The sequence below is a fragment of the Vogesella sp. LIG4 genome (genome assembly GCF_900090205.1).
In the GTDB taxonomy this organism is placed as follows: Bacteria; Pseudomonadota; Gammaproteobacteria; order Burkholderiales; family Chromobacteriaceae; genus Vogesella.
The window spans coordinates 3,167,807-3,192,443 of record NZ_LT607802.1 but is presented as its reverse complement, the minus strand read 5'-3'; the positions used below and the strand labels follow the sequence as shown (position 1 = coordinate 3,192,443).

15 protein-coding genes are annotated in these 24,637 nt (G+C 63.8%); 11 read left to right on the top strand and 4 right to left on the bottom strand.

Annotated features, from left to right (window positions below):
* The first annotated feature begins 5 nt into the window (after positions 1-5).
* The 5 genes from PSELUDRAFT_RS14875 to PSELUDRAFT_RS19855 all read left to right on the top strand — a co-directional run bounded on the left by PSELUDRAFT_RS14875 (position 6) and on the right by PSELUDRAFT_RS19855 (position 9,097).
* On the top strand, positions 6-2,603 hold the full coding sequence (locus tag PSELUDRAFT_RS14875; RefSeq protein ID WP_088967577.1) for a response regulator: 2,598 nt from the start codon (positions 6-8) through the stop codon (positions 2,601-2,603).
* 424 nt (positions 2,604-3,027) lie between these two features.
* Entirely contained in the window at positions 3,028-5,991 is a 2,964-nt protein-coding gene (locus PSELUDRAFT_RS14870) for a type VI secretion system Vgr family protein (RefSeq protein WP_088967576.1), read from the top strand.
* Positions 5,988-7,928 (top strand): phosphatidylserine/phosphatidylglycerophosphate/cardiolipin synthase family protein, encoded by a 1,941-nt coding sequence (locus PSELUDRAFT_RS14865; RefSeq protein WP_157725146.1) that lies wholly within the window; start codon positions 5,988-5,990, stop codon positions 7,926-7,928. Before PSELUDRAFT_RS14870 ends, PSELUDRAFT_RS14865 begins: the two co-directional genes overlap by 4 nt.
* Positions 7,921-8,970, top strand: coding sequence for a sel1 repeat family protein (locus PSELUDRAFT_RS19675; RefSeq protein ID WP_197693881.1), 1,050 nt, complete (start codon positions 7,921-7,923; stop codon positions 8,968-8,970). The genes PSELUDRAFT_RS14865 and PSELUDRAFT_RS19675 overlap by 8 nt, the downstream gene beginning before the upstream one ends.
* A complete protein-coding gene (locus PSELUDRAFT_RS19855; RefSeq protein ID WP_231895230.1) occupies positions 8,963-9,097 on the top strand; it encodes a DUF6396 domain-containing protein in 135 nt (44 codons plus the stop codon). The genes PSELUDRAFT_RS19675 and PSELUDRAFT_RS19855 overlap by 8 nt, the downstream gene beginning before the upstream one ends.
* Before the next feature lie 846 nt (positions 9,098-9,943).
* Here PSELUDRAFT_RS19855 and rmuC read toward each other — a convergent pair.
* Genes rmuC through PSELUDRAFT_RS14845 form a run of 3 tightly spaced genes read right to left on the bottom strand, consistent with a single transcriptional unit; the run spans position 9,944 to position 14,246 of the window.
* Complete coding sequence (gene rmuC / locus PSELUDRAFT_RS14855; RefSeq protein ID WP_179947549.1) at positions 9,944-11,545, bottom strand: DNA recombination protein RmuC; 1,602 nt, start codon at positions 11,543-11,545, stop codon at positions 9,944-9,946.
* On the bottom strand, positions 11,542-13,239 hold the full coding sequence (recJ, locus tag PSELUDRAFT_RS14850; RefSeq protein WP_088967574.1) for a single-stranded-DNA-specific exonuclease RecJ: 1,698 nt from the start codon (positions 13,237-13,239) through the stop codon (positions 11,542-11,544). The genes rmuC and recJ overlap by 4 nt, the downstream gene beginning before the upstream one ends.
* Positions 13,236-14,246, bottom strand: a complete 1,011-nt coding sequence (locus tag PSELUDRAFT_RS14845; protein ID WP_088967573.1) for a hypothetical protein — start codon at positions 14,244-14,246, stop codon at positions 13,236-13,238. Before PSELUDRAFT_RS14845 ends, recJ begins: the two co-directional genes overlap by 4 nt.
* 266 nt (positions 14,247-14,512) lie before the next feature.
* Between PSELUDRAFT_RS14845 and PSELUDRAFT_RS14840 the strand changes: the two genes are divergently transcribed.
* From PSELUDRAFT_RS14840 to PSELUDRAFT_RS14815, 6 genes are all read left to right on the top strand, one after another.
* The gene (locus PSELUDRAFT_RS14840) at positions 14,513-15,847 is read left to right on the top strand and encodes a peptidoglycan DD-metalloendopeptidase family protein (protein ID WP_088967572.1); all 1,335 of its coding nucleotides are present in this window, start codon (positions 14,513-14,515) and stop codon (positions 15,845-15,847) included.
* A gap of 54 nt (positions 15,848-15,901) precedes the next feature.
* Positions 15,902-17,011: an anhydro-N-acetylmuramic acid kinase gene (locus PSELUDRAFT_RS14835; protein ID WP_088967571.1), complete on the top strand. Its 1,110-nt coding sequence runs from the start codon at positions 15,902-15,904 to the stop codon at positions 17,009-17,011.
* A gap of 135 nt (positions 17,012-17,146) precedes the next feature.
* Entirely contained in the window at positions 17,147-19,444 is a 2,298-nt protein-coding gene (locus tag PSELUDRAFT_RS14830) for a DNA translocase FtsK (RefSeq protein WP_088967570.1), read from the top strand.
* Between the two features lie 82 nt (positions 19,445-19,526).
* On the top strand, positions 19,527-20,609 hold the full coding sequence (gene hemH, locus PSELUDRAFT_RS14825; protein WP_088967569.1) for a ferrochelatase: 1,083 nt from the start codon (positions 19,527-19,529) through the stop codon (positions 20,607-20,609).
* 263 nt (positions 20,610-20,872) lie between these two features.
* The gene (locus PSELUDRAFT_RS14820; protein WP_088967568.1) at positions 20,873-22,096 is read left to right on the top strand and encodes a branched-chain amino acid ABC transporter substrate-binding protein; all 1,224 of its coding nucleotides are present in this window, start codon (positions 20,873-20,875) and stop codon (positions 22,094-22,096) included.
* Positions 22,097-22,379: 283 nt separating this feature from the next.
* The gene (locus PSELUDRAFT_RS14815) at positions 22,380-23,582 is read left to right on the top strand and encodes a branched-chain amino acid ABC transporter substrate-binding protein (protein WP_088967567.1); all 1,203 of its coding nucleotides are present in this window, start codon (positions 22,380-22,382) and stop codon (positions 23,580-23,582) included.
* Positions 23,583-23,642: 60 nt separating this feature from the next.
* On the opposite strand, the gene asd is transcribed toward PSELUDRAFT_RS14815, so the two are convergent.
* Entirely contained in the window at positions 23,643-24,494 is an 852-nt protein-coding gene (gene asd, locus PSELUDRAFT_RS14810; RefSeq protein ID WP_088967566.1) for an archaetidylserine decarboxylase, read from the bottom strand.
* Positions 24,495-24,637: the final 143 nt, after the last annotated feature.

The window sequence follows — 24,637 nt, the reverse complement described above, 5'->3', positions numbered from 1 at the left end:
CATTGATGCTGAGCAGTTCCAGAAAACAGTTGTGGTGGCTGGCCTTGCTGATGGCCGTGGCCCTGCTGACGGTGGGCGGCCTGTATTACAAGCAGCGCACCGTGATGCAGCGCGTTACCGTGCTGGGCGAGGACAATGTGGTCTGGGTCTACACCCAGCTCGGCATCGACTACCACCGTGCGCTGGGCGCCGCGCGCCTGGCCGCCGCCACCGGCGCCACCTCAGACCTGGACGAGCTGCAGCTGCGCTACGAGATTCTGGTATCGCGCATCACGGTACTGTCGGAATACCGCTTCGCCCCCTACTTTCACGACCCGCAATGGCACGTCAAACAGCTGAATGCGCTCAAAGCCATGATCAGCCATGTCGATGCAGGGTTGGCCGCACATAACGGCGGCTTCGACCAGGCCGGCGCGCGCGACTTCAGCGCCGCGCTGGAACAGGTCACCGACCCGGTGCGCGAGCTGACGCTGGGCGCCAACACCCGCCTCAACCAGGTAACACGGGAGAGCAACCAGGCGCTGCAGGGGCTCAACACCCTGGTGGCGGCACTGGCCACGCTGCTGATCGTGATTACCGCGGCGATTGCCTTTCTTGCCTACCGCAACCTGGCCGCCAGCGACCGCCGCCGCCGTGAGGCCGAGCAACTGAGCGAAAAGCTGGAGCGCGCGCGGGTGGAGGCCGAGGACGCCAGCCGCGCCAAGAGCGTGTTCCTGGCCAATATGAGCCACGAAATCCGCACGCCGATGAACGGCATCATCGGCATGACCGACCTGGCGCTGGACACCCGGCTGGACACCGAGCAGCGCCACTACCTGGACATGGTCAAATCGTCGGCCGAATCGCTGCTGGTGATCATCAACGACATCCTGGATTTCTCCAAGATCGAGGCCGGCAAGCTGGAGATGGAGCACCTGCCGTTCTCGCTGCACAACCTGCTGGCACACACCCTGCACCCGTTCGCGCTGAGCGCCGGCGCCAAGGGGCTGGAGCTGGTCAACCGTGTCGACTCCGACCTGCCCGACCACCTGGTATCGGACCCGTCGCGGCTGCGGCAGATCCTCAACAACCTGGTGGGCAACGCGGTAAAGTTCACCGAGCGCGGAGAGGTCGAGATCAGCGTCACGCAGCTGTCCGCCACCACGGAAGGCGCCATCCTGCAGTTCGCGATACGCGACACCGGCATCGGCATTGCCGCCGACAAGCAGCAGATGATCTTTGCCCCCTTCTCGCAGGCCGACAGCTCCACCACCCGCCGCTACGGCGGCACCGGGCTGGGGCTGGCCATCACCCGCCAGCTGGTGGAGCTGCTGGGCGGCAAGCTGTGGGTGCAGAGCAGCACCAGCAAGGGCAGCGTGTTCTACTTCACCCTGCCGGTACGCTTTACCGACAACCCGCCGCCGGCGCTGGCGGCCACCACCGACCTGTCCGGCCTCGCGGTGCTGGTGGCCGACGACAACGCCACCAACCGCAGCTGGCTGAATTCGCTGCTGCACGGCTGGGGCATGCGGCCAACCCTGGTGGAAGACGGCTTTGCCGCCCTGCAGGCGCTGGAGCACAGCGACTACCCGCTGCTGCTGCTGGATGCACACATGCCCGGCATGTCCGGTTTCGACGTTGCCGAACACCTGCAGCTCAGCCGCCGCTCCGCCACGGTAATCATGCTGACTTCCTCGCACGAGCGCGGCGATACCCGCCGCTGCCAGGAACTGGGCATCCGCGGCTACCTCACCAAGCCGATACGCCAGGAATACCTGCTGCAGCTGATGCGCCAGCTGCTGGGCCGCAGCGTCAGCGATGACAGCCTGCCGCTGCTCACCCAGGACACGGTCAGCATGCCGCCCAGCATCCACCACGTGCTGCTGGTGGAGGACAACCCCACCAACCAGAAACTGGGCGTCACCCTGCTGGAGCGCCACGGCTACCAGGTCACGGTGGCGATCAACGGGCTGGAAGCCGTGCAGATGTTGGCCGCACAGCATTTCGACCTGGTACTGATGGACATGCAGATGCCGGTGATGGACGGGCTGGAGGCCACCCGCCATATCCGCGAGCAGGAAGCGCTGGGCGGCGGCCACGTGCCCATCGTCGCCATGACCGCCAATGTAATGAACGGCGACCGCGAACGCTGCCTGGAAGCCGGCATGGACGGCTATATCAGCAAACCGATCAGCGCAGCCAAGGTGCTGGAGGAAATCGCCCGCGTGCAGGGCGGCCGGCTGCCGGCGCCCCCCGTGGCAGCCGGCAGCGGCGGCGAGGCGGTGTTCGACTACGACCAGCTGCTGCGCAACTGCGATGGTGACCTGGTGTTCGTTCCCAGCCTGCTGCAGGCGTTTGCCGAGGACGCGCCCAAGCTGCTGGCGGAAGTCCGCGAAGCGCTGCAACAGGGCGAGCTGGCACGCGCTACCATCGCCGCGCACAGCCTGCGCGGCTCGGCGCTATCCATTGCCGCGCCGGCACTGGTCAATGCCTGCCAACAACTGGAACGCGCCGGCAAGAGCGGCGATATGGCCGGCGCCAACATGGCACTGGTGCGCATCAGCAATGGCCTGCCGCCGCTGCTGGATGCCATCCAGCCTTACCAGGCGGCAACCAGCCAGTAGTGCCCTGCCTATTAAAGTCGTAAACAGCATCAAACCCTTGTCTAGCATAGGTTTGGCCCGAGCTTCTTACGACGCGTTTGTATGAGCTGGGGCAGGCACCTGCACTGAAGCCGAAGGTCGGCTTTCTGGCTTAAGAATACTCACTCTCGACCCGTTGCAGGCCTTCGCACCCGAGCAGCTTGAATAACAGTTAACAAAGTACAGAAACTGTACTGTCGGAATGCTCATTGACAAGTCCTCGGTCAAAGCGGACGGCCGGGCATGAGATGAAAAATGGCCGCTTTCCATTTGGAAGCGGCCATAAATGTATCTAATGAACAAGGGGCGATTCATTACGAATACTTCAGGTTTTTGTTCCAACCACGAAGGACAAATGGATAACTCTTTGGCATAATTCCGCGATTTACCCCACTGCGCCGTTGCCATGAACCTCCCCGACCTGCTCGCCAGCTTCGCGTCCGCCTTCAACCAGGACCAGCGCCTGCTCACCCTGCAGCTGGGCGACGGTCAGCGCTGGGGCCAGGCGCTGCTGCCGCTGACACTCAGCGGCGAGGAGGCGTTGGCCGGTGACTACCGCTTCCGCGTCGAGTGTCTGTCGCCGGACGACGGCATCGAACTGAAGACGCTGCTGGGCCTGCCGGTGCGCTTGGGCATTGCCGGTGCCGACGGCAGCGAAACGCTGCGCTGCGGCGTGGTCAGCAGCGCCGAGGCGCTGGGCAGCGATGGCGGCTTTGCCAGGTACGCGCTGACCGTCGAACCGCCGTTCGCGCTGCTGCGCCTGCGCCAGACCTCGCGGGTGTTCCAGGACTTGTCGGTGGAGGCCATCGTGCGGCAGATCTTTGCCGAACACGCTGCGGCCAACCCGGTGTTCGCCGCCGGCCAGGCGCTGGAGTTCGTGTTGGCCGGTGCGCTGCCGGCACGCAGCTACTGCCTGCAGTACCGCGAATCCGATCACGACTTCATCTACCGCCTGCTGCGCGAAGAGGGCTTGAGCTGGCGCTACGAGCATCTGGACGGCGACACGCCGCAGGTCAAGCTGGTGGCCTTCGACGACCCGTATTCGCTGCCGGCGGCCAACCTCGAACGTGTGCGCTTCCACCGCAGCGATGCGACGGAAGAAGAAGATGGTTTGACTCGCTGGGATAGCGCCCGGCAGATCGTGCCCGGCAGCGTGGCGCTGGCGACGTTCGACTACCAGCCGGTGGCCACCGGCCACAGCGGCGACGAATCGGCGCTGGATCAGGGCCTGGATGGCAGCCGTTTGCAGAGTAGCCTCAGCCATTACGACGCCCCCGGCGCCTACTACGCCAGCGATGCCGAGCAACTCAGTCACTACGCGCGGCTGCGGCAGCAGGCGCACGATGCGCAGGCCAAGACTTTCAGCGGCAGCGGCGCGGTGCGCGGCCTCGGCGCCGGACAGTGGTTCCGCCTCGATGGCCACCCGGCACACGACGGTGATGGTGCCGAGCAGCGCGAATTCGTGCTCACCCGCCAGACGCTGACCGTACGCAACAACCTGCCGGCCGAACTGGCGCGCAGCCTACCCACCGCCTTGCGGCCAACGTTGGCCGCAAGCGGCGATGGCGAGGACGCGCCGTTCCGCAGCGAGTTCGACGCCCAGCGCCGCGGCCTGCCGCTCACCCCGCCCTACGCCGACAGCGCCCACGCCAAACCCACTGCCCGCGGCGCACAGACCCCCACCGTGGTCGGCCCCGCCAATGAAGAAGTGCACACCGACGCCCACGGTCGCATCAAGGTGCAGTTCCACTGGCAGCGCCCGGACGAGCATCCGGAGATTGGCGCCAACCTCGATGACCGTTCCAGCTGCTGGCTGCGCGTCGCCATGCCCAGTGCCGGCGCCGCCTGGGGCCACCAGTTCATCCCGCGCATCGGCCAGGAAGTGCTGGTCGACTTCATCGAAGGCGATATCGACCGGCCGGTGATCACCGGCGTGCTGTACAACGGCAGCCACCCACCACCGGCGTTCAGTAGCGCCGGCAACCTGCCGGGCAACAAAACGCTGTCCGGCATCAAATCCAAGGAACACCACGGCGGCCAGTACAACGAGCTGCTGTTCGATGACAGCCCGGGCGAGGTGCGGGCCAAGTTGTCCTCCGAACACGGCACGACCCAGCTCAACCAAGGCTACCTCACCCACCCGCGTAGTGATGGCAAAGCGCAATCGCGCGGCGACGGCTTCGAGCTGCGCACCGACCGCCACGGCGCGATCCGCGCCGCGCACGGCCTGCTGCTCAGCACCGAAGCGCAAGCCGGCGCCGGCGGCAAACAACTGGCGCGCGACGGCGCCCAGCAGCAACTCGACGCCGCGCTCAGCCTGGCGCAATCCCTCGCCGACACCGCCACGGCGCAACTGGCCGACACCCTAGAAACCGGGCCGGAGGAAGTCAAGCCGGACAACGCCAAAGGGGCGAAGAAAACCGACGGCCACCTGCAGCACCACGCCGCCGCCCTCAAGGCCTGGGAAGCCGGCAGCAACACTGATAAGGACGGCAAGAGCGCAAAGGAACAAGCCGGCCAGCAGCCGCTGCTGATCCTCAGCGCCCCGGCCGGCCTCGCCGCGACGACTGACAACGCCCTGACGTTGGCCGCAGGCAGCAATATCGACCAGGTGGCGCAGCGTGACCACAACCAGACCAGCGGCCGGCGCTGGCTGCATAACGTCGGTCAGCACATCAGCCTGTTCGTGGCCGGGGTAAAGGATGCGGTGAGCCTCAAGCTGATCGCCGCCAAGGGCAAGGTACAAATGCAGGCGCAGAGCGATGCGATGGAGCTGACGGCGGATAAGGACCTCACCATCACCTCCTGCAAAGGCAAGGTGGTGATCAGCGCCAAACAGGACATTCTGCTCACCAGCGGCGGCGGCTACATCAAGCTGTCCGGCGGCAATATCGACATCCACTGCCCCGCCACGGTGAGCGTGAAGGGGGCGGAGCATGCGTTGAGCGGGCCGGACAAGATGGCCGTGACACATCCGGCCTTCCCGCAAAGCATTCCCAAAGTACCGTTGGTGCTGCATCTGGATCAAGCACCCAAAGGTAGCAGCCATAGCTGGACCGGCATGCCTTACACCTTGCTGGCCGATGGTGGCGAGGTGGCAAAGGGCATCATTGACGAGTCAGGGACGCTACATGTCGACCATGCGATAACCACACAAAAGTACACCGTACGGCTGGCTAATGGCATCAAATTCGATGTCCCGGTTGCCAGTGAAATGCATGACCCTGAAAAAGGGCAATTGGCCAATACCGGCTTCCATAAAGTGGATGTGGGAGGTGCACCCGCAGACGGCCGAGTAGAGACGGACGATCATGCGCGAGCACGTTACAACAATCTGTTTACTGGAGCCGGCACTGGAACACCATCATGAGTGATAAAGCGATTGTCTCCCCGGTTTCTACACAGGATCGCATGAAGGCTCATCTGACCCTGCCATGGTTCCTGCAGAAAAGCGAATACTATCCGCATCCCGCCAGTTTCCAGGTGCTGGTCAATGGCGAGGATGCGTTTGCCGCCGTTCACTTGGCTATTGCCAAAGCCAAAAAAAATGTCTGCATCATCTGCTGGGGATTCCAGCCCTCCATGTACTTTGTCCGAAAAGGCGCAGACAAGGTGAAGTATGCCGAGATTGCCGAAGCAGTACCGGCGCAGATCGGCAAACTACTGGAGTACAAGGCAAAACAGGGGGTACAGGTGCGCGTACTGAGCTTCGCGTCCAAGCCAGGCAACCTCTATGTCAACTCCACCGGCGCGACGGTGGAAGAATCGCAAACCCCCGGACGCTGGAGCGTGGGTGTCAAGGATAGGCCGGACTTCGAAACCGATGCCCAATACGGCTACGACAAACAGTGGTACGCGCACTTTGACGAGGATCAGCCTGCCGCCGGCTCGGCGGAGAAGTCCACCCGTGACCAGTTACACCCCGAGATACCCAGTAAGAATTTGCACTTCCGCAGCCGTGGCTTTGGTCCGCGCACGCGCAGCCAGATCCTGAACCAGGACTACACAGACAAAGGATTGGCCACAACGACCAAAGCCACGTTGGCCGCAGGCCCCAGCCACCACCAGAAAATGGTGTTGGTGGACTATGACGACCCGGCGGGCCATGTCGGCTTTGTCATGGGCCACAACATGCTGGACGAATACTGGGATACCAACAAACATAGCGCCAAGCGCAAAGCCCCCAACCTGGGGCGAAACGGCACTGTCGGCCCACGTGAGGACTTCTCCAGCTTGCTGACCGGCCCGATGGTTGGCGACATGTTCCATAACTTCCGCCGTGCCTGGCGTGATGAGACCAAGGAAGATCTGCCACTGCCTGCCTGTGGTTTTACGTCCTACCAACCACGAACAGATGGCAAGGCCAACAAGGCCGCGATGGTGCAGCTGCTGCGCACGCAACCGGAATACCAGAAACAGGACATCAAGAAGCTGTACCTGCAGGCCGTCAACAACATTACCTCCTACATCTACATCGAGAACCAGTATTTCCGCTGGCCGCCCTTGGCGGAAAAGATCAAGGAAGTGGCCAAGGCGCAAAAGGAGGGTGGTCGACCGTTTCCCGTCTACCTGTTTGTGGTGACCAATAGCAGCGATGCCGGCGTGGGCAAGGGCACGGACAACACCTACCGCATGCTGGATAGCCTGGGCCGGGCAGACACCATTCCGGGCATTGCCCGCGATGCGCGGGCAGACGACCTGGAGGCCCGACTGGGGCAAGCCAAACAGGCCGAACGGGAGGCCGCCATCATCCATGCCACCACCATTCTGAGTCCCGCCAAGTTGCGGGAGAAGAGCCGGCAAGCGCTGGAAGAGGCCACCGCCAGACGCCAGCAAGCAGAAAAAGCCTACGAAGCGGCGCAGAAGCCGGACACCCCCATCACCGCAGTCGAACAACCCGGGCTCAAGACCCACATCTGCACGCTGGTGGCAATGGACTCCCCGCCCGGCGCCTGGGCCGAAGTTTACATCCACGCCAAGCTGATGCTGGTCAACGATGCCTTCCTCACCCTGGGGTCGGCCAACATCAACACCCGCAGCATGCAGGTGGATAGCGAGCTGAATGTCGCACTAGACCGGCCGGAAATTACCCTGCCGCTGCGCCAGACACTGTGGGGCCGGCATACCCAGCATCGTGAGGGGGCCAATCCGGCGCGGATGGATAAGGAGTTGGATGCAAAGATGGCATTTGAGAAGTGGCGGAATATTTTGAATGACAATAAAGCCTGTCTTACTAACTCGCTACCGCCTGTTGCACCTCTACGCGAATTCCTGCGGACCGACCCTGCCCGGAGCTACAGTGACTAATTCCCGCCTGCTTGCCCTGATTCTCACTCTGTGCCTGGCCGCCTGTGGCGCCAAGGAGCGTACCGTGCCTGACTTGAAACACGTCGAAGAAAAACTGGCCTTTACTTGTGCCTACGAAAAAGACCACCTGCCACCGCTTAACCCGCAGGCCGAGCAGCTGTATCGCTACGCGCGCTGGCTGCACAAGAACCAGGTGGAAAAGGAGGAACCGTTGCGCTACCCGCAGATGGAACGCTACTACCGCATTGCCACCTCCTACGGCCACTACAAGGCCAACCTGGCGCTGCGCGACATGATTGGCCGCGGCACCGCGTGGAGCAACGACCCGGTCAAGGAAACGCTGGACCTGACCCAGGAGCTGATCGATCGCGGCATTCCCGGCGGCTATTACGACATGGGCCGTTACCTGAAAGCTGGCTACGGAGTAAAGCAGGACGAGGAACTGGCCAATCGCTACTACCGCAAGGCTGCCGATCTGGGCAACCCGGAAGCGCAGTACCTGGTGGGCGACAAGCTGACCAGCCTGACGGTGATACATCCGGTGCCATTTGCGATTGGTAACCAGATGAAAAAATGTGCGGCAGAACAGGGGCATGCAAAAGCCGCCTTGGAATATGGGACTCAGCTACGTTTTGAAAAAAAATTTACTGAAGCAGTCCAGGTTCTTCATTTAGCCTCCAAGTGGGGGGACTCCACCGCAGCACTAAATCTAAGCGACGGTTTTGGCCCGATCACAGACGCAAACAGACAGTGGAATGATCTGGGGCTGCGGCAGGACCCGGAACGTCAGCGCCGTTATCTCCTGATCATGAGTGTGTTGAGCGATTACTCCTACGCCCACCCTACGGTGCCGGAGCTGGACGACATCGTACCGCTGCCGCCGGCAAAGCTGCCACCGTGGGATGGCAAGCTGAAGTGGCTGGAAGACTTCAAGGCCAATGTGCCACCAGAGCAGCCGTCCGAAGCGCTGATCACCCAGTTGGCCGCAGCCAAGGGACTGGACCAGAAAACCGGGCGACCATTAAACGTCAAGCATGACTAAGTCCCGGTACTGCCTGCTGCTTCTCGAAGACTTCAAGGCCAATGTGCCGCCAGAGCAGCCGTCCGAAGCGCTGATAACCCAGTTGGCCGCCGCCAAGGGACTGGACCCGAAACCGGGCGACCATTAAACGTCAAGCATGATTAGGCCTCTGCAATGCCTATAACTTCTCACGCACGGGTCGCCTGCGGTACCAAGCAGTATGCGTATAGTTGGCAGGGAAGTGACTGGTAAGTAACCCTGAGCAGAACCTCTGGCAGATAGGGTGGCAGACCGCTTTGGCCGACCTGCTGCCGATCAAGCTGCATGAGTGGTAGATCGCAGGCATCATGCAAAGCATCAATCAAATCAAGCTGATGCCTTCCTGTCGGCAGGAAAGGGCCGTGCCTTGTGTTTTCGACTTTAATTGACGCTTAGCGGGCGAACTTGGTCTGTGAAGCTGGCTTGTTTACGACTTTAGCCAGAATACGAGTTGTATCCATGGTGTTGAGAGCCAGGTGGAGCAAGGGGGCCTGTTTACGGCTTTAATAGGTCGGTACAAGTAGCCCGATCGCACCGGCAAACGGCAGGCAAAACCAAGCCGACCAGTTGGCCGACCCTGCCAGGCTGCGGATAAACAGCTGAATCAAAAGCATTTTTACCCAAAAACAAAGCCGACCAGTTGGTCGGCTTTGTGCTTGCACTTCGATGAATCAGGCTGGCTTTACTACCTACGACACTACTGTCTACTGCTTCCTTGCGGCCAACCTACCCCACTACTGGCAAAGCAGGCATCAATCAAAGGCGGGAGCGGTGCCGGCGCGATGCCGGTTGCTGTTGCACCCGCACGCTCACGCGGGTGCGCTTCAGGGGAGACGCTTTTGCAAAGAACATTACTGCTGCTATTACACACAACAATGTCAGCGATACCATTTTGCTCCCCTCCTTTCTGCTGCCTGATTTCGATATAGATGACAGGTAACGCGGCGGCAAGAAATCATTCCTCGCCGTCGTCCTCTTCCTCGCCCTGTGGCAACAGATGCCCCGCCAGATGCTTGCTGGTGCGTGCGCCCAGCTTGCGCAGCCGCTCGGCACGGCCAACCAGGTTGCCGCTGCCGTTCGATAGCTGCTTCATGGCATTGCCGTGGGTTTCCTGCACCTGGCCCAGCTGGCGGCCCAGCTTTTCCAGCGTGTCGATCAGCCCCACCAGCTTGTCGTACATCGCCCCGCCCTGGCGCGCAATCTCCTGCGCGTTCTGGTTCTGGTACTCGTAGCGCCAGATGCTGGCCACGGTGCGCAGCGTGGCCAGCAGCGTGCTGGGGCCGACAATCATGATGCGGCGCTCGAACGCCTCGTTGAACAGGCTCATGTCGTGCTGCACCGCCAGCAGGTAGGCCGGCTCCACCGGCACGAACATGAACACGAAATCCAGCGTGTGCAGCTTGTACAGGTCCTGGTAGCGCTTTTCCGACAGCGTGCGGATGTGCTGGCGCAGCGCGGCGATGTGCGCCTTCAGCTCCGCCTCGCGCTGCGCCTCGTCGCCGGCGGCGGTGTAGCGCACGTAGGCGTTCAGCGACACCTTGGAATCCACCACCAGCTGCTTGCCTTCCGGCAGGTCGATCACCACGTCCGGCTGGTAGCGGCGCTGGCTGCCGTCCTCCTGCTCCAGCGTGTCCGACACCTGCACGCGGTATTCGCGGTCGCGGCTCAGGCCGGAGGTTTCCAACACCTTCTCCAGTACCATCTCGCCCCAGGTGCCCTGCGCCTTGTTGTTGCCGCCGGTCAGCGCATTGGTCAGCGCCACCGCGTCGGCATTCAGCCGGGTGTTCAGCTCCTGCAGCCGGCGCAGCTCCTGCTCCAGCGTCAGCCGCTCCTTGGAATCCTTGTCGTAGGTGTCCTGCACCAGCTTGCCGAAGTGCTGCAGCCGCTCGCCCATCGGCCCCAGCATCTGCTCCAGGTTCACCCGGTTCTGCTCGGTGAAGCGCTGGCTCTTTTCTTCCAGAATCTCGCTGGCCAGCGCCTTGAACTGGTGGCTCAACGCCTCGCGCGCTTCGGCCAGCAGCCGCAGCTTCTCCGCGCCCTGCTGCCGCTCCTGCTGCAGCAGCGTCGCCAGCTCCTGCTCGCGCACGCTCAGCCGGGTGATGTCGTCCTGCAATTGCTGCTGCAACTGCAGCCAGCCGCCGCGCTCGGCCTGCAAGGCCTGCAACTGGCGGCCCTGCTCCTCGCTGGCAGCCAGGCGCGCGGTCAGGCCGCGTGCTTCGTCCTGCTGCTGGAACAGCCGCTGCTCGCGTGCGGCCAACTGTTGCTCCAGCTCCGGCACGCGCTGCGCCTGGCTGGCTTGGCCAGCCAGCTGCTGCTGGGCAACGGCCAGTTGCTGGCGGCAGTCTTCCAGTTGCTGCTGCGCCGCCTGCTCGCGCCCGGCCAGCTCCTGCCACTGCTGGCTGGCAGCCTGCCAGCGCGCCTGCAGCGCAGCCAGTTCCAGCCCCACTTCATTGCGCCCCTGCAGGTAGGCTGCCTGCTGGCGGCTGCGCAGCGCGCCCCAGATGGCGCCGCCGCCAAGAAGCGCGCCCAGCAATGTGCCGATCAGGGTTTCGATCATGTGCGCTCCACCTGTTGCCAGTGCTGGATATAGATCTGCAGTTCCTTGCGCCCCTGCCACTCGTTGGCCGCCAACTGGTACACCGCGTCCACCTGCTCCGGCAGCCAGTCGGCATGATTGAACAGCATGCCGTCGCACTCCACGCCGTCGCGGGCCAGCCGCAGCTTGAGGTGCTTGGCGCCCACCAGGCGCTGGCTGACGATGTGGAAGCGGTCGTTGAAGGTCGGCGGCGGAAAGCCCTGGCCCCACACTTCTGCGGCCAACGTTTCCGCCATTTCCAGGCACAGCTCGCGGCCGCTCAGGCTGCCGTCGGTCTCCCACACCCGCGTCAGCGCCGCTTCGTCCAGCAGCTGGCGCGCCACCTGCTCGAAGGCCAGGCGGAAGGTGTCGAAATCCTGCTCGCGTATGGTCAGGCCGGCGGCCATGGCGTGGCCGCCGAACTTCAGCAGCAGGCCGTCATGGCGCTTGGACACCATGTCCAGCGCATCGCGCAGGTGGAAGCCGGGAATCGAACGCCCGGAGCCCTTGATCTCGCCCTCGTCGCCGGGGGCGAACACGATGGATGGTCGGTGGTAGCGCTCCTTCAGCCGTGACGCCACCAGCCCCACCACGCCCTGGTGCCAGTCGTCGCGGTACAGGGTGAGCGTGTAATGGTTGGCCGCATCGATGCCGGACAACACCGCCAGCGCCTCGTCCTGCATGCCGTGCTCGATGGCGCGGCGCTCGCGGTTGAGGCCGTCCAGCTCCTGCGCCAGCGGCGAGGCCACCTCCTCGCTGCCGGCCAGCAGGCAGGCAATGCCCAGGCTCATGTCGTCCAGCCGGCCGGCGGCATTCAGCCGCGGGCCGATGGTGAAGCCCAGATCGAAGGCGGTGGCCTTGTAAGCGGCGCGGCCGGCCACGCGGAACAGCGCGGCAATGCCCGGCGCCAGGCGCCCGGCGCGCATGCGGCGCAGGCCGGCATCCACCAGGATGCGGTTGTTGCGATCCAGCTTCACCACGTCGGCCACGGTGCCCAGCGCCACGATGTCCAGCAGCTCACCCAGGTTGGGTTCCTTGCCGCTGGCGAATACGCCGCGCTGGCGCATCTCGGCGCGCAGCGCCATCAGCACGTAGAACATCACGCCCACGCCGGCCAGGTGCTTGGAGGCGAACTCGCAGCCCGGCTGGTTGGGGTTGACGATCAGCGCTTCCGGCAGCGTGTCGCCCGGCAGGTGGTGGTCGGTGACCAGCACCTCGATGCCGCGTGCGCGCGCCGCGTCCACCCCGGCCACGCTGGCAATGCCGTTGTCGACAGTGATGATGATGTCCGGCTGCTGCTGTGCGGCCAGCTCGACGATTTCCGGCGTCAGGCCATAACCGTATTCGAAACGGTTGGGCACGATGAAATCGATGCGTGCGCCCAGCAGCGCCAGGCCGCGTACCGCCACCGCGCAGGCGGTGGCGCCGTCAGCGTCGTAGTCGGCCACTACCAGCAGGCGCTGGCCGGCGGCGATGGCATCGGCCAGGCGGCATGCCATGGCTTCGGCGTTTTTCAGGCCCTGGAACGGCAGCAGGCCCTTCAGGGCGTAATCCACTTCGCCGGCATCGGCCACGCCGCGCGCAGCATACAGCCGCGCCAGCAAGGGCGGCACGCCCTGTTGCCCCAGTTGCGCCAGCAAGGGCTGCGGGCAGGGTCTGGTCTGGATCTGGCTCATTGCGGGTACAGCGCCGCAAGCTGTCGCGGACGCTTCCAGAAGCGCCACAGGTCACCCGGGCGCAGGTTGAGGGTAAAGCCGGCATCGCCGTGGCAACGGATGGTCAGCTGCTGCACCTGGCGCTGCTGCAGGGCAGCCAGCAGCGGTGCAAACCAGTCGCGCTCCAGCTGCTGCAGGCCTTCGCGCCAGCCCCAGGCATCGCGGAACTGCGCGGCGGCTTCCACGGTATCCAGCTGCAGCAGCACGTCGCCCCTGGCATCCAGACCGCTGAAGGCATAGGGCGCCAGCTCGGCCGGCTTGCCGGCGGCGGCCGCCAGGTGCTGCCACAGCGGGTCGGCGGCCAGCAGCTGATCGTGCTGCAAGGTTGGCCGCAAGCTGCCGTCGGTCTGTTCGCCCCACAGCCACACGCTGTTCACCGGCACCTCGCCGCGCGCCTCGCGCGCATCGTTTACCGGGTGGGTGTACAGCAGCATCTGCAGCTCGTTCAGGTAACGGCTCCACAGCATGCCCTGGCTGCCACGCGGCAGGTGGTGGTTGATGTCGTTGCCGATGACGTCCGGCAGCACGGAGAACTCGGCGCCGCTGGCGGCCGGCAGCGACAGGAACCAGCGCTGCGGCGCGGGGGCGTGGAACACGAAGCCGTCTTCGGCAAACAGCTGGTTGAGGCTGCTCACCAGCGCGTCCGCCTCCTGTTGCGACAGGTTCATGATGCCCACGTCGCCCAGCAGCGCGCGGTCACGGTCCACTCGCAGGTTTACCGGGTCGGCCAGCAGCCAGTGGCGGCCGGCGGTATCCAGCCCGCTGGCGGCCGCCAGATCGGCAGCCAGCGCCAGCGCCGGCAGTGCGAACACCTGCTGCAGGAGTTGCGAGGCGGACAGCGGCTGCGACTGCAGGCTGCCGCGCCCCAGCATCTGGCTCAGGGCCGGCAAGGCCAGCCCCTTGCTGACTTCGCTGCCATCGTGGGCATCCAGCCAGTTCAGGCCGGGAATGATCAGGGTCAGTTTCATCGATGGATGGCGTATTTGTTTTTGGTGTGAAATATTTTTCCGGCCGCAGAACCAGGCTGCCAACCGGATGGTCAGTGTAAATTGCTGCCGCTAATCAATATGGGTAAATCATTGATTTATCAGCATTTTTTGTTTACAGCCGGCAAGTGCTTTTGCTAGCATCACCCGCTTTGGAATTTTCTGCCGCAAAGCAAGCCGCGTGCGGCCAGATACCGGCGACAGATGGTGCCCACCAGCACTTACATGCCAACCGGATAGTGAAGAATATGGATTATCGCAAACTGCTGCATCTACCGCAAAAATGGACCAATCGCGTGGTAAACAGCCACGCCACCTGGCTGGGCGCCGTCGCCAGCCTGCCCTTCCTGGGCGTGCTGACTGCCGTGGCCGTTACCCAGGGCAATGCCCCCGAAGCCGCGCTGCCGGTGCAGCAACAGGTTGTCGAGGCACTTACCCTGCCACCGCTGCCGCAGCCGGCCAGCAACACCGTGCGCTACTGGCGCGACGAAGCAGTGCAGCGCGGCGATACCATCGCCAGCCTGCTCAACCGCCTGGGCGTGCGCGACAGCGACGCCACCGGCTTCATTTATTCCAGCCCGCTGTCCAAGGACCTGCTCAAGCTGAAAACCGGCGCTACGCTGTCGGTACAGCTGAACGATCAGGGCGAGCTATTCGGTCTGCGCTTCCTCAACGATGACGAAAACGGCGAGAAGGTACTGGTAGACATCGAAAAGGCCGGTAACGGCTGGCGCGCCAGCGCCGATGCGCCACACACCGAAGCCATGCAGACCGTGCGCGCGCTGCAGATCAACAGCACCGCCGCCAGCGCGCTGGGCCAGGCCGGCATTCCGGACGAAATCCGTACCCAGCTGGGCGAAATCTTCTCCGACCAGTTCGACCTGAGCAGCCTCAAGCACGGCGACAAGATCGACCTGGTGTACGAAACCCTGCTGTACAACGGCGCCCCGCTCACCACCGGCAACATCCTGGCGGTGGAGATCGACCGCGGCGGCAGCCACTACCAGGCTTATTACTTTGCCCACGACAGCGAATCCGGCTCCTACTATGACGCGCAGGGCAAGGCGCTGAAAAAGGGCTTCAGCAAGATTCCGGTGGCCGGCTCCCACATCAGTTCCGGCTTCGGCATGCGCTATCACCCGGTCCTGCACGCGCTGCGCATGCACGAAGGCATCGACTACGCCGCCAGCACCGGCACCCCCATCATGGCGCCGTCCGACGCGGTGGTGGAAACGGTGGCACGCCAGAACGGCTATGGCAACGTGGTGATCCTGCGCCACAATGCCCGCCTTTCCACGCTGTATGCACACATGAGCCGCTTCCGCAGCGGCCTCAAGCCCGGCGAGCAGGTCAAGGCCGGCGAGGTGATCGGCTATGTCGGCGCCACCGGCCGCGCCACCGGCCCGCACCTGCATATGGAAGTGCACATCAACGGCCAGCCGGTGGACCCTGCCACCACCGCGCTACCCACCCGCGAACTGAGCAGCAGTGAACGCTTGGCCTTCACCGGTCAGAGCGTTAAGCTTGCGGCCAACCTCAAGCTGCTCAGGGACATTCCGGTCAGCGTGGCGCAGCTGGACTAAGCGGCGCCCCGATCGACACAACCCTGGCAGCCTATCAATCTGCCAGGGTTTTTCATGTCCGATATCTTTATTGGTTTGATGTCCGGCACCAGTCTGGATGGTGTCGATGCGGTAGCGGTGCGCTTCGACAACGGGCGCATGGCGCTGCTGGGCGAAGCCTTTGTCTCCTACCCGCTGGCCGTGCGCGAACAGGTGCTGGCGCTGCAGCAGGTTGCCGACAATGAACTGGACCGCAGCGCCCGCCTCGGCAACGAGCTGGCGCAGCTGTACGCCGCAGCGGTACAGGCCGTACTGCAGCACGCCGGTCTTGCCGCCGACCAGGTGCAGGCGGTGGCCTGCCACGGCCAGACCATCCGCCACGCGCCGCAGGCCGGCTACACGCTGCAGATCGGCAACCTGGCACTGCTGGCCGAGCTGACCGGCATCGACGTGATCGGCGACCTGCGCAGCCGCGACGTGGCCGCCGGTGGCCAGGGCGCACCGCTGGTACCGGCCTTCCACCAGGCGATGTTCGCCAGCCCGGCTACGCCGCGCGCCATCCTCAATATCGGCGGCATCGCCAACCTTACCCGGCTGCAGCCGGATGCGCCGGTCATCGGCTTCGATACCGGCCCCGGCAATATGCTGCTGGACGCCTGGATTCGCCACCACCGCAACCAGGACTACGACGCCGACGGCGCCTGGGCGGCGAGCGGGCACTGCAACGACGCCCTGCTGCAAATCCTGTTGGCCGAACCCTATTTCTCCGCCGGCGTACCCAAGAGCACCGGCCGCGACCTGTTCAGCCTGGAGTGGCTGGCAGCGCGACTGGAGCGCTTCCGCCTGCAGCACGGCGACATCGATGCGGCCAACGTGCAGGCCACCCTGCTGGCACTGAGCGCACACAGCATTGCCGATGCCGTCACCCGCTTTGCTCCGGCCACGCGCGAGCTGTACCTGTGCGGCGGCGGCGTGCGTAATGGCGCACTGTGCCGGGCGCTGGCCGCGCTACTGCCGGGCGTGCAGATCGCCGCCACCGACGCGCTGGGGCTGCCGGCGCAGCAGGTGGAGGCCGCGGCGTTCGCCTGGCTGGGCTGGCGTTTCTGCCAGCGCGCGCCCGGCAATCTGCCGCAGGTAACCGGCGCCAGCGGCCTGCGGGTGCTGGGCGCCCTCTACCCTCACTGATGCGCGATGGCCCAGTGATATTTTCCTTTTTCGGCCGGCAACGCGACACGAATGATGGGCAAACGTTGCCGGGCAACAGAAAGCCCGGCATTTGTCGATATAATGCCCGGCTGACACCATTCTTATTCAAATTCAATGCGCCTGTTCAAGCGTAAAGCAGTCGTACGCAATACCCAGCCCCTGCCACCCAAACTCGCCGGCCTGCTGCGCGAAGCCTGGTGGCTGCTGCTGGCCGTTTCTGCCATCTACCTGGTGCTGACGCTGTTCAGCTACTCGACCAACGACCCGTCCTGGTCGCACAGCTCGGCCGACCCCACCATCCGCAACTATGGCGGCGTGTTCGGCGCCTGGATGGCCGACATCCTGCTGTACCTGTTCGGCTATTCCGCCTGGCTGCTGGTGGGCTTCTGCGTGTTCGCCATCGTCTGGGGCTACCGCCGCATCGATCACACCGACTTCGACGACGGCCCGCTGACCTGGCCGGCGCTGATCGGCTTCCAGCTCACGCTGATCGGTTTTGCCAGCCTGGAATTCCTGATCCTGGCCGGCAAGCAGCTGGCATTGCCGGCCGGCCCCGGCGGCCTGCTGGGCAAGGCGCTGGGCACCGGCAGCGCGCACGCCTTCGGCACCACCGGCGCCAGCCTGCTGCTGCTGGTGCTGGCCGCCATTGGCGTCTCACTGTTTACCGGGCTGTCCTGGCTCAACCTGATGGAACGCATCGGCGGCCTGCTGGAAGACGGCGTGGTCAATGCCTGGCAAGCCTGGCAGGCGCGCCGCGACCGTGAAATCGGCCGCGAGGTGGCGCAGCAGCGCGAAGAAAAGGTAAGCACAGAGAAGAAGAAGATCGAAGACAAGCCGCCGGTGCGTATCGAGACCCCGGTACTGGAAGTGCCGGTATCGCCCAAGGCCGTGAAGCCGGTGCAGCAGTCGCTGTTCGCCGCACCGGGCGACGAGGCGCTGCCGGGGCTGGCACTGTTGGCCGCACCCAAGGAGCAGGCCGAACCGGTATCGGCGGAAACCGTCGAGTACACCTCGCGGCTGATCGAACGCAAGCTGGCCGACTTCGGCGTGGACGTGAAAGTGGTGGCCGCCTACCCCGGCCCGGTGATCACCCGCTACGAGATCGAGCCCGCCGTCGGTGTGAAAGGCGCACAGATCGTCAACCTGATGAAGGACCTGGCGCGCGCGCTGAGCCTGGTGTCGATCCGCGTGGTGGAGACCATACCCGGCAAGACCTATATGGGCCTGGAGCTGCCCAACCCCAAGCGCCAGATCGTGCGCCTGTCCGAGATCGTCGGCTCCGACGGCTACCAGAACATGGGTTCGCGGCTGGCCATGGCGCTGGGCAAGGACATCGCCGGCCAGCCGGTCTCCGCCGACCTCGCCAAGATGCCGCACGTGCTGGTGGCCGGCACCACCGGCTCCGGTAAATCGGTGGCCATCAACGCCATGATCCTGTCGGTGCTGTACAAGGCCACGCCCAAGGAGGCGCGCCTGATCATGGTGGACCCGAAGATGCTGGAACTGTCGGTGTATGAAGGCATTCCGCACCTGCTGGCACCGGTGGTTACCGATATGAAGCAGGCCGCCAACGCGCTGAACTGGTGCGTGGGCGAGATGGAGCGCCGCTACCGGCTGATGTCCAAACTGGGCGTGCGCAACCTCGCCGGCTTCAACCAGAAGATCCGCGACGCGGAAAAGAGCGGCGAGAAGATTCCCAACCCGTTCAGCCTGTCGCCGGAAACACCGGAGCCGCTGGATACCCTGCCGCTGATCGTGGTGGTGATCGACGAGCTGGCCGACCTGATGATGGTGGCCGGCAAGAAGATCGAGGAGCTGATTGCGCGCCTGGCACAGAAGGCGCGCGCCGCCGGCATCCACCTGATTCTGGCTACGCAGCGCCCGTCGGTGGATGTGATCACCGGCCTGATCAAGGCCAACATCCCTACCCGCATTGCCTTCCAGGTATCGAGCAAGATCGACAGCCGCACCATTCTCGACCAGATGGGCGCGGAAACCCTGCTTGGCCAGGGTGACATGCTGTACCTGCCGCCAGGCACCGGCTACCCGCTGCGCGTGCACGGCGCTTTCGTGGCCGACGAGGAGGTGCACCAGGTGGTGGAATTCCTCAAGACCACCGGCGAGCCGGACTACGTGGAGGGCATCCTCAGCGGCGCGGCCGAAAGTGACGAGGCCGGCGGCGAAGTCGGCCTTGGCGGCAGCCCGGATGGCGAAGCCGACCCGCTGTACGACGAAGCGGTGGCCATTGTGCTCAAGACACGCAAGGCATCGATCTCCTCGGTACAGCGCCAGCTGCGCATCGGCTACAACCGCGCCGCGCGGCTGATCGAACAGATGGAAACCGCCGGCATCGTGTCGGCGATGGAAACCAACGGCAACCGCTCGGTACTTGTCCCCGCGCGCGAAGAATGACCCGCACGGCAGCGCGCCCCGGCCCGCTGCCGTTTTTACTTGCGGCCAACCCTGGCCGGCTCCGCATCGTCACGAAAACACCATGTCCCACTACCTGACCGAACCGGCATTCAACCACGGCTACACACCCAAGACCGGCGTACTGCTGCTGAACCTGGGCACGCCGGAGGCGCCTACCGCCAAGGCGCTGCGCCCCTATCTCAAGCAGTTTCTGTCCGACCGCCGCGTGGTGGAGATTCCGAGCGCCATCTGGTGGCTGATCCTCAATGGCGTGATCCTCAATGTGCGGCCAAAGAAAAGCGCCGAGAAATATGCCAGCATCTGGGACAAGGATGGCTCGCCGCTGCTGCTGCACACCCGCAAGCAGGCCAGCCTGCTCAAGGGGCTGCTGGGCATGCAGGGCCATCAGCTGGTGGTGGACTACGCCATGCGCTACGGCAAGCCGGCGGTGGCGGAGGTACTGCAGAGCATGCGCGCCCAGGGCGTGGAGCGCCTGCTGGTGGTGCCGCTGTACCCGCAGTACGCCGCCTCCTCCAGCGGCACCGCGCTGGACGACGTGTTCCGCACACTGATGAAGATGCGCAACATGCCGGAAGTTCGTACCGTGCGTCACTATCACGACCACCCCGGCTACATCGCGGCGCTGGCCGCCAGCGTACGCGAGCACTGGCGGCTGAATGGCCGCGGCGACAAGCTGGTGATGAGCTTTCACGGCGTGCCGCGCTTCACCCTGGACAAGGGCGACCCGTATCACTGCGAGTGCCTGAAGACCGGACGCCTGCTGGCCGAGGCGCTGGAACTGTCCGCCAACGACTACGTGGTGAGCTTCCAGAGCCGCTTCGGCAAGGCGGAGTGGCTTAAACCCTACACCTTCGACACCCTAAGTTCGCTTGCGAAACAAGGTGTTGCCAAGCTCGACATCATTTGCCCCGGTTTTGCCGGCGATTGCCTGGAAACGCTGGAAGAAATCGCCATGGAAGGCAAGACACTATTTCTGGCCGCCGGGGGCAAGGAATATCGCTACATTCCGTGCCTCAACGAGCGACCGGACTGGGTCGCCGCGCTGGCCGATTTGGTCCTTGGCAACCTTGGTGGCTGGATAACAACACCCGGCGATGCAAATATGCGACAGTTGCGAGCGCGCGCCTGTGGCGCAAAACACTAAAGAAAATGGCCCGTTTTTTCGCAATGGCGCACCAGCATGGGGCGCCATTGTTCATATGCGAACATATTTCTTGCGCAAGCCGGTTTTCCTTGGTGCATGCGGCGGTGCAGCACACCACTGGCATTACAAGCCCTGTAAATACTGTATATCGAAGTTCGTTGACACTCGGAAAAGGCGCTCCGCATAATCGCCGCAACTGCTCATCCACAAGATGCCAAGCAGCTTTAATCAAGTCACAGACTTAAGATCAGGGGAAACATAAGATGAATAAATTTGCTCGTCTGAGCCTTTTCGCAGCTGCCGCCATTGCACTGACTGCCTGCGGCAACAAAGAAGAAAAACCGGCCGGCGAAGCTTCCGCTCCTGCGGCTGCTGCCAGCGCTGGCGGCGAAACCGTGGTGAAAATCGGCCAGGTATCTCCGATGACCGGCCCGATCGCTCACCTGGGCAAGGACAACGAATTTGGCGCCAAACTGGCCATCGAAGACCTGAACGCCCAAGGCGTTACCATCGGCGACAAGAAGATCAAGTTCGAGCTGGTTTCCGAAGACGACCAGGCTGACCCGAAAATCGGTACCCAGGTTGCCCAGCGCCTGGTTGATGCCGGCGTGGCTGGCGTAGTTGGCCACCTGAACTCCGGCACCACCATCCCGGCTTCCAAGATCTACTCCGACGCCGGCCTGCCGCAGATCTCCCCGTCCGCAACCAACCCGGACTACACCAAGCAGGGCTACAAGACCACCTTCCGCGTAATCGCCAACGACGTGCAGCAGGGCAAGGCACTGGGCGAGTTCGCTGTTGACGGCCTGAAAGCCAAGAAAGTGGCCATCATCGATGACCGCACCGCTTACGGTCAGGGTCTGGCAGACGAGTTCGAAAAGGCAGTCAAGGGCAAGGGTGCCTCGGTTGTGAAGCGTGAATTCACCACCAACACCGCTACCGACTTCAACGCCATTCTGACCTCCATCAAGTCCACCCAGCCGGACGTGATCTTCTACGGCGGCATGGACGCACAAGCCGGCCCGCTGGCCAAGCAGATGACCCGCCTGGGCCTGAAAGCCAAGCTGATGGGCGGCGACGGCTGGCAGACTCCGGAATTCATCAAGCTGGCTGGTGATGCTTCCGAAGGCCAGTACGCCTCCAGCTGCGGCGTACCGCGCGACAAGATGCCGGGCTTCACTGCTTTCAACGACAAGTTCAAGAAGCAGTTCAACACCGAAGTCCAGATCTACGCTCCGTACGAGTACGATGCTGTAATGGTGCTGGTTGACTCCATGAAGCGTGCCAAGTCCACCGATCCGAAGGTATACCTGGCTGAAGTTGGCAAAACCAACTACACCGGCGTAACCGGCCAGATCGCCTTCGACGAGAAGGGTGACATCAAGAACGGCGCGGTTACCGTGTACCAGGTTAAAGGCGGCAAGTGGGAAGTGGTTTCCACCGTTGGTGGCGGCGCTCCGGCAGCTGCAGCCTCCGCAGCCAACTAAGCTTCACGCTTATCGGCAAAACGGCACCTTCGGGTGCCGTTTTTGTTTTGCCGGGCCCGCCTGGGGCCGATGCTTGCGCAACCGCGCCCTGCCCGTTACCATGTTGCACTGCGATGTCGATTGTATCCTTTCGACGTTCCCTGCCAGGCCAGCCCTACACCCATGGGCCTGCCTCGGCTTCTGTAGTATCGCCGCGCCTCAACAGGGCGCCCGACCGCTGACATAGATCACCTGACACCTAAAAATTGATGCTCCCGTCGAGGAGCAGGGACTCGCTTTACCTATGAAAATCAAGACCATTGCCGCTGCAGCCGCAGCGGTTGCCGTGCTGGCTGGCTGCAACCAGCAGCAACAAGCCGACAACAATGCCCCCGCCTCTGCCGCCAAGCAAGCCAGCAACGGTAACGTTGTGCGCATCGGCTCGGCCAACCCGCTGACCGGCCCGTTCGCCCATTGGGGCCACGATGCCGACAACGGCGTGAAACTGGCCGTGGACGAGGCCAATGCCGCCGGGCTGACCCTGGATGGCAAGAAAGTCAGCTTCGAAGTGCAGTCCGAAGACGACCAGGCCGACCCGAAAGCCGCCACCCAGGTGGCGCAGCGCTTTGTCGACGCTGGCGTGGTAGCCGTGGTGGGCCACCTCACTTCCGGCGCCGCCATTCCGGCCTCGCGCATCTACCACGACGCCGGCATCCCGATGGTGGCCGGTTCGGTGACCAGCCCGAAATTCACCCAGCAGGGCTACAACAACACCTTCCGCATCATCGCCAACGACCTGCAACAGGGCCAGGCGCTGGCCAAGTTCGCCGTGGGCGAGCTCAAGCTGAAAAACATCGCCATCATCGATGACCGCACCACCTACGGCCAGGGCCTGGCCGACGACTTTGCCAAGGCAGTGGAAGCCGCCGGCGGCAAGGTGGTGAAGCGTGAATACACCACCAACACCGCCACCGACTTCATGGCCATCCTCACCTCGCTGAAGGCAGCCAAGCCGGAACTGCTATTCTATGGCGGCATGGACGCCCAGGCCGGCCCGCTGCTGAAGCAGATGCGCAAGCTGGGCCTCACCGCCCGCTTCATGGGTGCCGATGGCGTGAACACCGCCGAGTTCATCAAGCTGGCCGGCAGCGATGCCGAAGGCGCCTACGCCTCCAGCGCCGGCGCGTCCAAGGAACTGATGCCGGGCTTTGCCGACTTCAACAGCAAGTACAAGGCCAAGTTCGGCAGCGAGATCCAGGCCTACGCACCGTACACCTACGATGCCGCCCGCGTGCTGATCGAAGCGATGAAGCGTGCCAACTCGGCCGACCCGAAGAAATTCCTGCCGGAGATCGCCAAGACCCAGCTGCAGGGCGTAACCGGCAGCATCGCCTTCGAGCCGAACGGCGACGTGAAGAACGGCACCGTCACCCTGTACCAGCTGCAGAACGGCGCCTGGAAGGGCGTTACCCCTGCGGCCAACGTTGCCGCCTCCGCTGCACAGTAAGCAGCCTGCAGCAACAAAAAAGCCACCGCATGCGGTGGCTTTTTCTATTTGCCGAGCGTACTAGTTGGCCGCATCGGCCATCTTTTCGCCCAGCCGTACCGGCCGCGCAGGCGCCCAGTCGGCATTGAACTGCACGGCCTGCTGCGGGAACAGCAGCACCACGGTGGAGCCCAGCAGGAAACGCCCCATTTCCTCGCCGCGCGCCAGCTTGATGGCCGGGCCATCGTCATAGCGCCATACGCGCACCTCGCCGCTGCGCGGCGGATTCACCACGCCATGCCAGGCGGTGGCCATGCTGCCGACAATGGTCGCCCCCACCAGCACCAGCGCCATCGGGCCATGCGCGGTATCGAACTCGCACACCACCCGCTCGTTGCGGGCGAACAGCCCCGGCACGCCGCGCGCGGTAGTCGGGTTTACCGAGAACAGTTCGCCCGGCACATAGATCATGCGCTTGAGCGTGCCGTCGCACGGCATGTGGATGCGGTGGTAGTCGCGCGGGCTCAGATAGATGGTGGCGAAATGGCCGTTGGCGAACTGCGCCGCCAGAGCGCTATCACCACCCAGTAACGCAGTGGTGGAGTAATGATGGCCCTTGGCCTGGAACAGCTGGTCGCGCTCAATGGCGCCGAACTGGCTGATGGCGCCGTCCACCGGGCACACAAAGGGCACGTCGGCCAGCGGGCGGGCACCCGGCTTCAGCGCGCGGGTGAAGAATTCGTTGAACGAGGCATAGCTGGCCGGGTCCGGGTTGGCCGCCTCCGCCATATTGACGTTGTAGCGCTGCACGAAACGGCGGATCAGCGCCGTGGTAACACTGCCCCCCTGGGCATTGGCAATGCTGCCGGCAAAACGGGTCAGCGCCTGTTTAGGCAACAAGTACTGCGGCAATACGGCCAAACGGTCACGCACAATATCATCCTCGTCAAAAGCAGCCGGGCATTATAGCGGTAGCGCCACGGTGGCGGCCAGCCTGAATGCGCCGCTGACGCCAGACCGGGGCAGCCGCTTGAAATTGCGCGGCTTTTCCGCTATTTTGATTTTGTACATTATCA

What these genes read in the sequence shown, in the direction of transcription:
- PSELUDRAFT_RS14835 (WP_088967571.1), top strand. Translation starts at nt 15,902, where the DNA reads ATGTCCGATATCTTTATTGGTTTGATGTCCGGCACCAGTCTGGATGGT.
- rmuC (WP_179947549.1), bottom strand. Translation starts at nt 11,545, where the DNA reads ATGATCGAAACCCTGATCGGCACATTGCTGGGCGCGCTTCTTGGCGGC.
- PSELUDRAFT_RS14870 (WP_088967576.1), top strand. Translation starts at nt 3,028, where the DNA reads ATGAACCTCCCCGACCTGCTCGCCAGCTTCGCGTCCGCCTTCAACCAG.
- PSELUDRAFT_RS14830 (WP_088967570.1), top strand. Translation starts at nt 17,147, where the DNA reads ATGCGCCTGTTCAAGCGTAAAGCAGTCGTACGCAATACCCAGCCCCTG.
- PSELUDRAFT_RS14815 (WP_088967567.1), top strand. Translation starts at nt 22,380, where the DNA reads ATGAAAATCAAGACCATTGCCGCTGCAGCCGCAGCGGTTGCCGTGCTG.
- PSELUDRAFT_RS19855 (WP_231895230.1), top strand. Translation starts at nt 8,963, where the DNA reads ATGACTAAGTCCCGGTACTGCCTGCTGCTTCTCGAAGACTTCAAGGCC.
- PSELUDRAFT_RS14845 (WP_088967573.1), bottom strand. Translation starts at nt 14,246, where the DNA reads ATGAAACTGACCCTGATCATTCCCGGCCTGAACTGGCTGGATGCCCAC.
- PSELUDRAFT_RS14820 (WP_088967568.1), top strand. Translation starts at nt 20,873, where the DNA reads ATGAATAAATTTGCTCGTCTGAGCCTTTTCGCAGCTGCCGCCATTGCA.
- recJ (WP_088967574.1), bottom strand. Translation starts at nt 13,239, where the DNA reads ATGAGCCAGATCCAGACCAGACCCTGCCCGCAGCCCTTGCTGGCGCAA.
- PSELUDRAFT_RS14875 (WP_088967577.1), top strand. Translation starts at nt 6, where the DNA reads ATGCTGAGCAGTTCCAGAAAACAGTTGTGGTGGCTGGCCTTGCTGATG.
- hemH (WP_088967569.1), top strand. Translation starts at nt 19,527, where the DNA reads ATGTCCCACTACCTGACCGAACCGGCATTCAACCACGGCTACACACCC.
- PSELUDRAFT_RS14865 (WP_157725146.1), top strand. Translation starts at nt 5,988, where the DNA reads ATGAGTGATAAAGCGATTGTCTCCCCGGTTTCTACACAGGATCGCATG.
- PSELUDRAFT_RS14840 (WP_088967572.1), top strand. Translation starts at nt 14,513, where the DNA reads ATGGATTATCGCAAACTGCTGCATCTACCGCAAAAATGGACCAATCGC.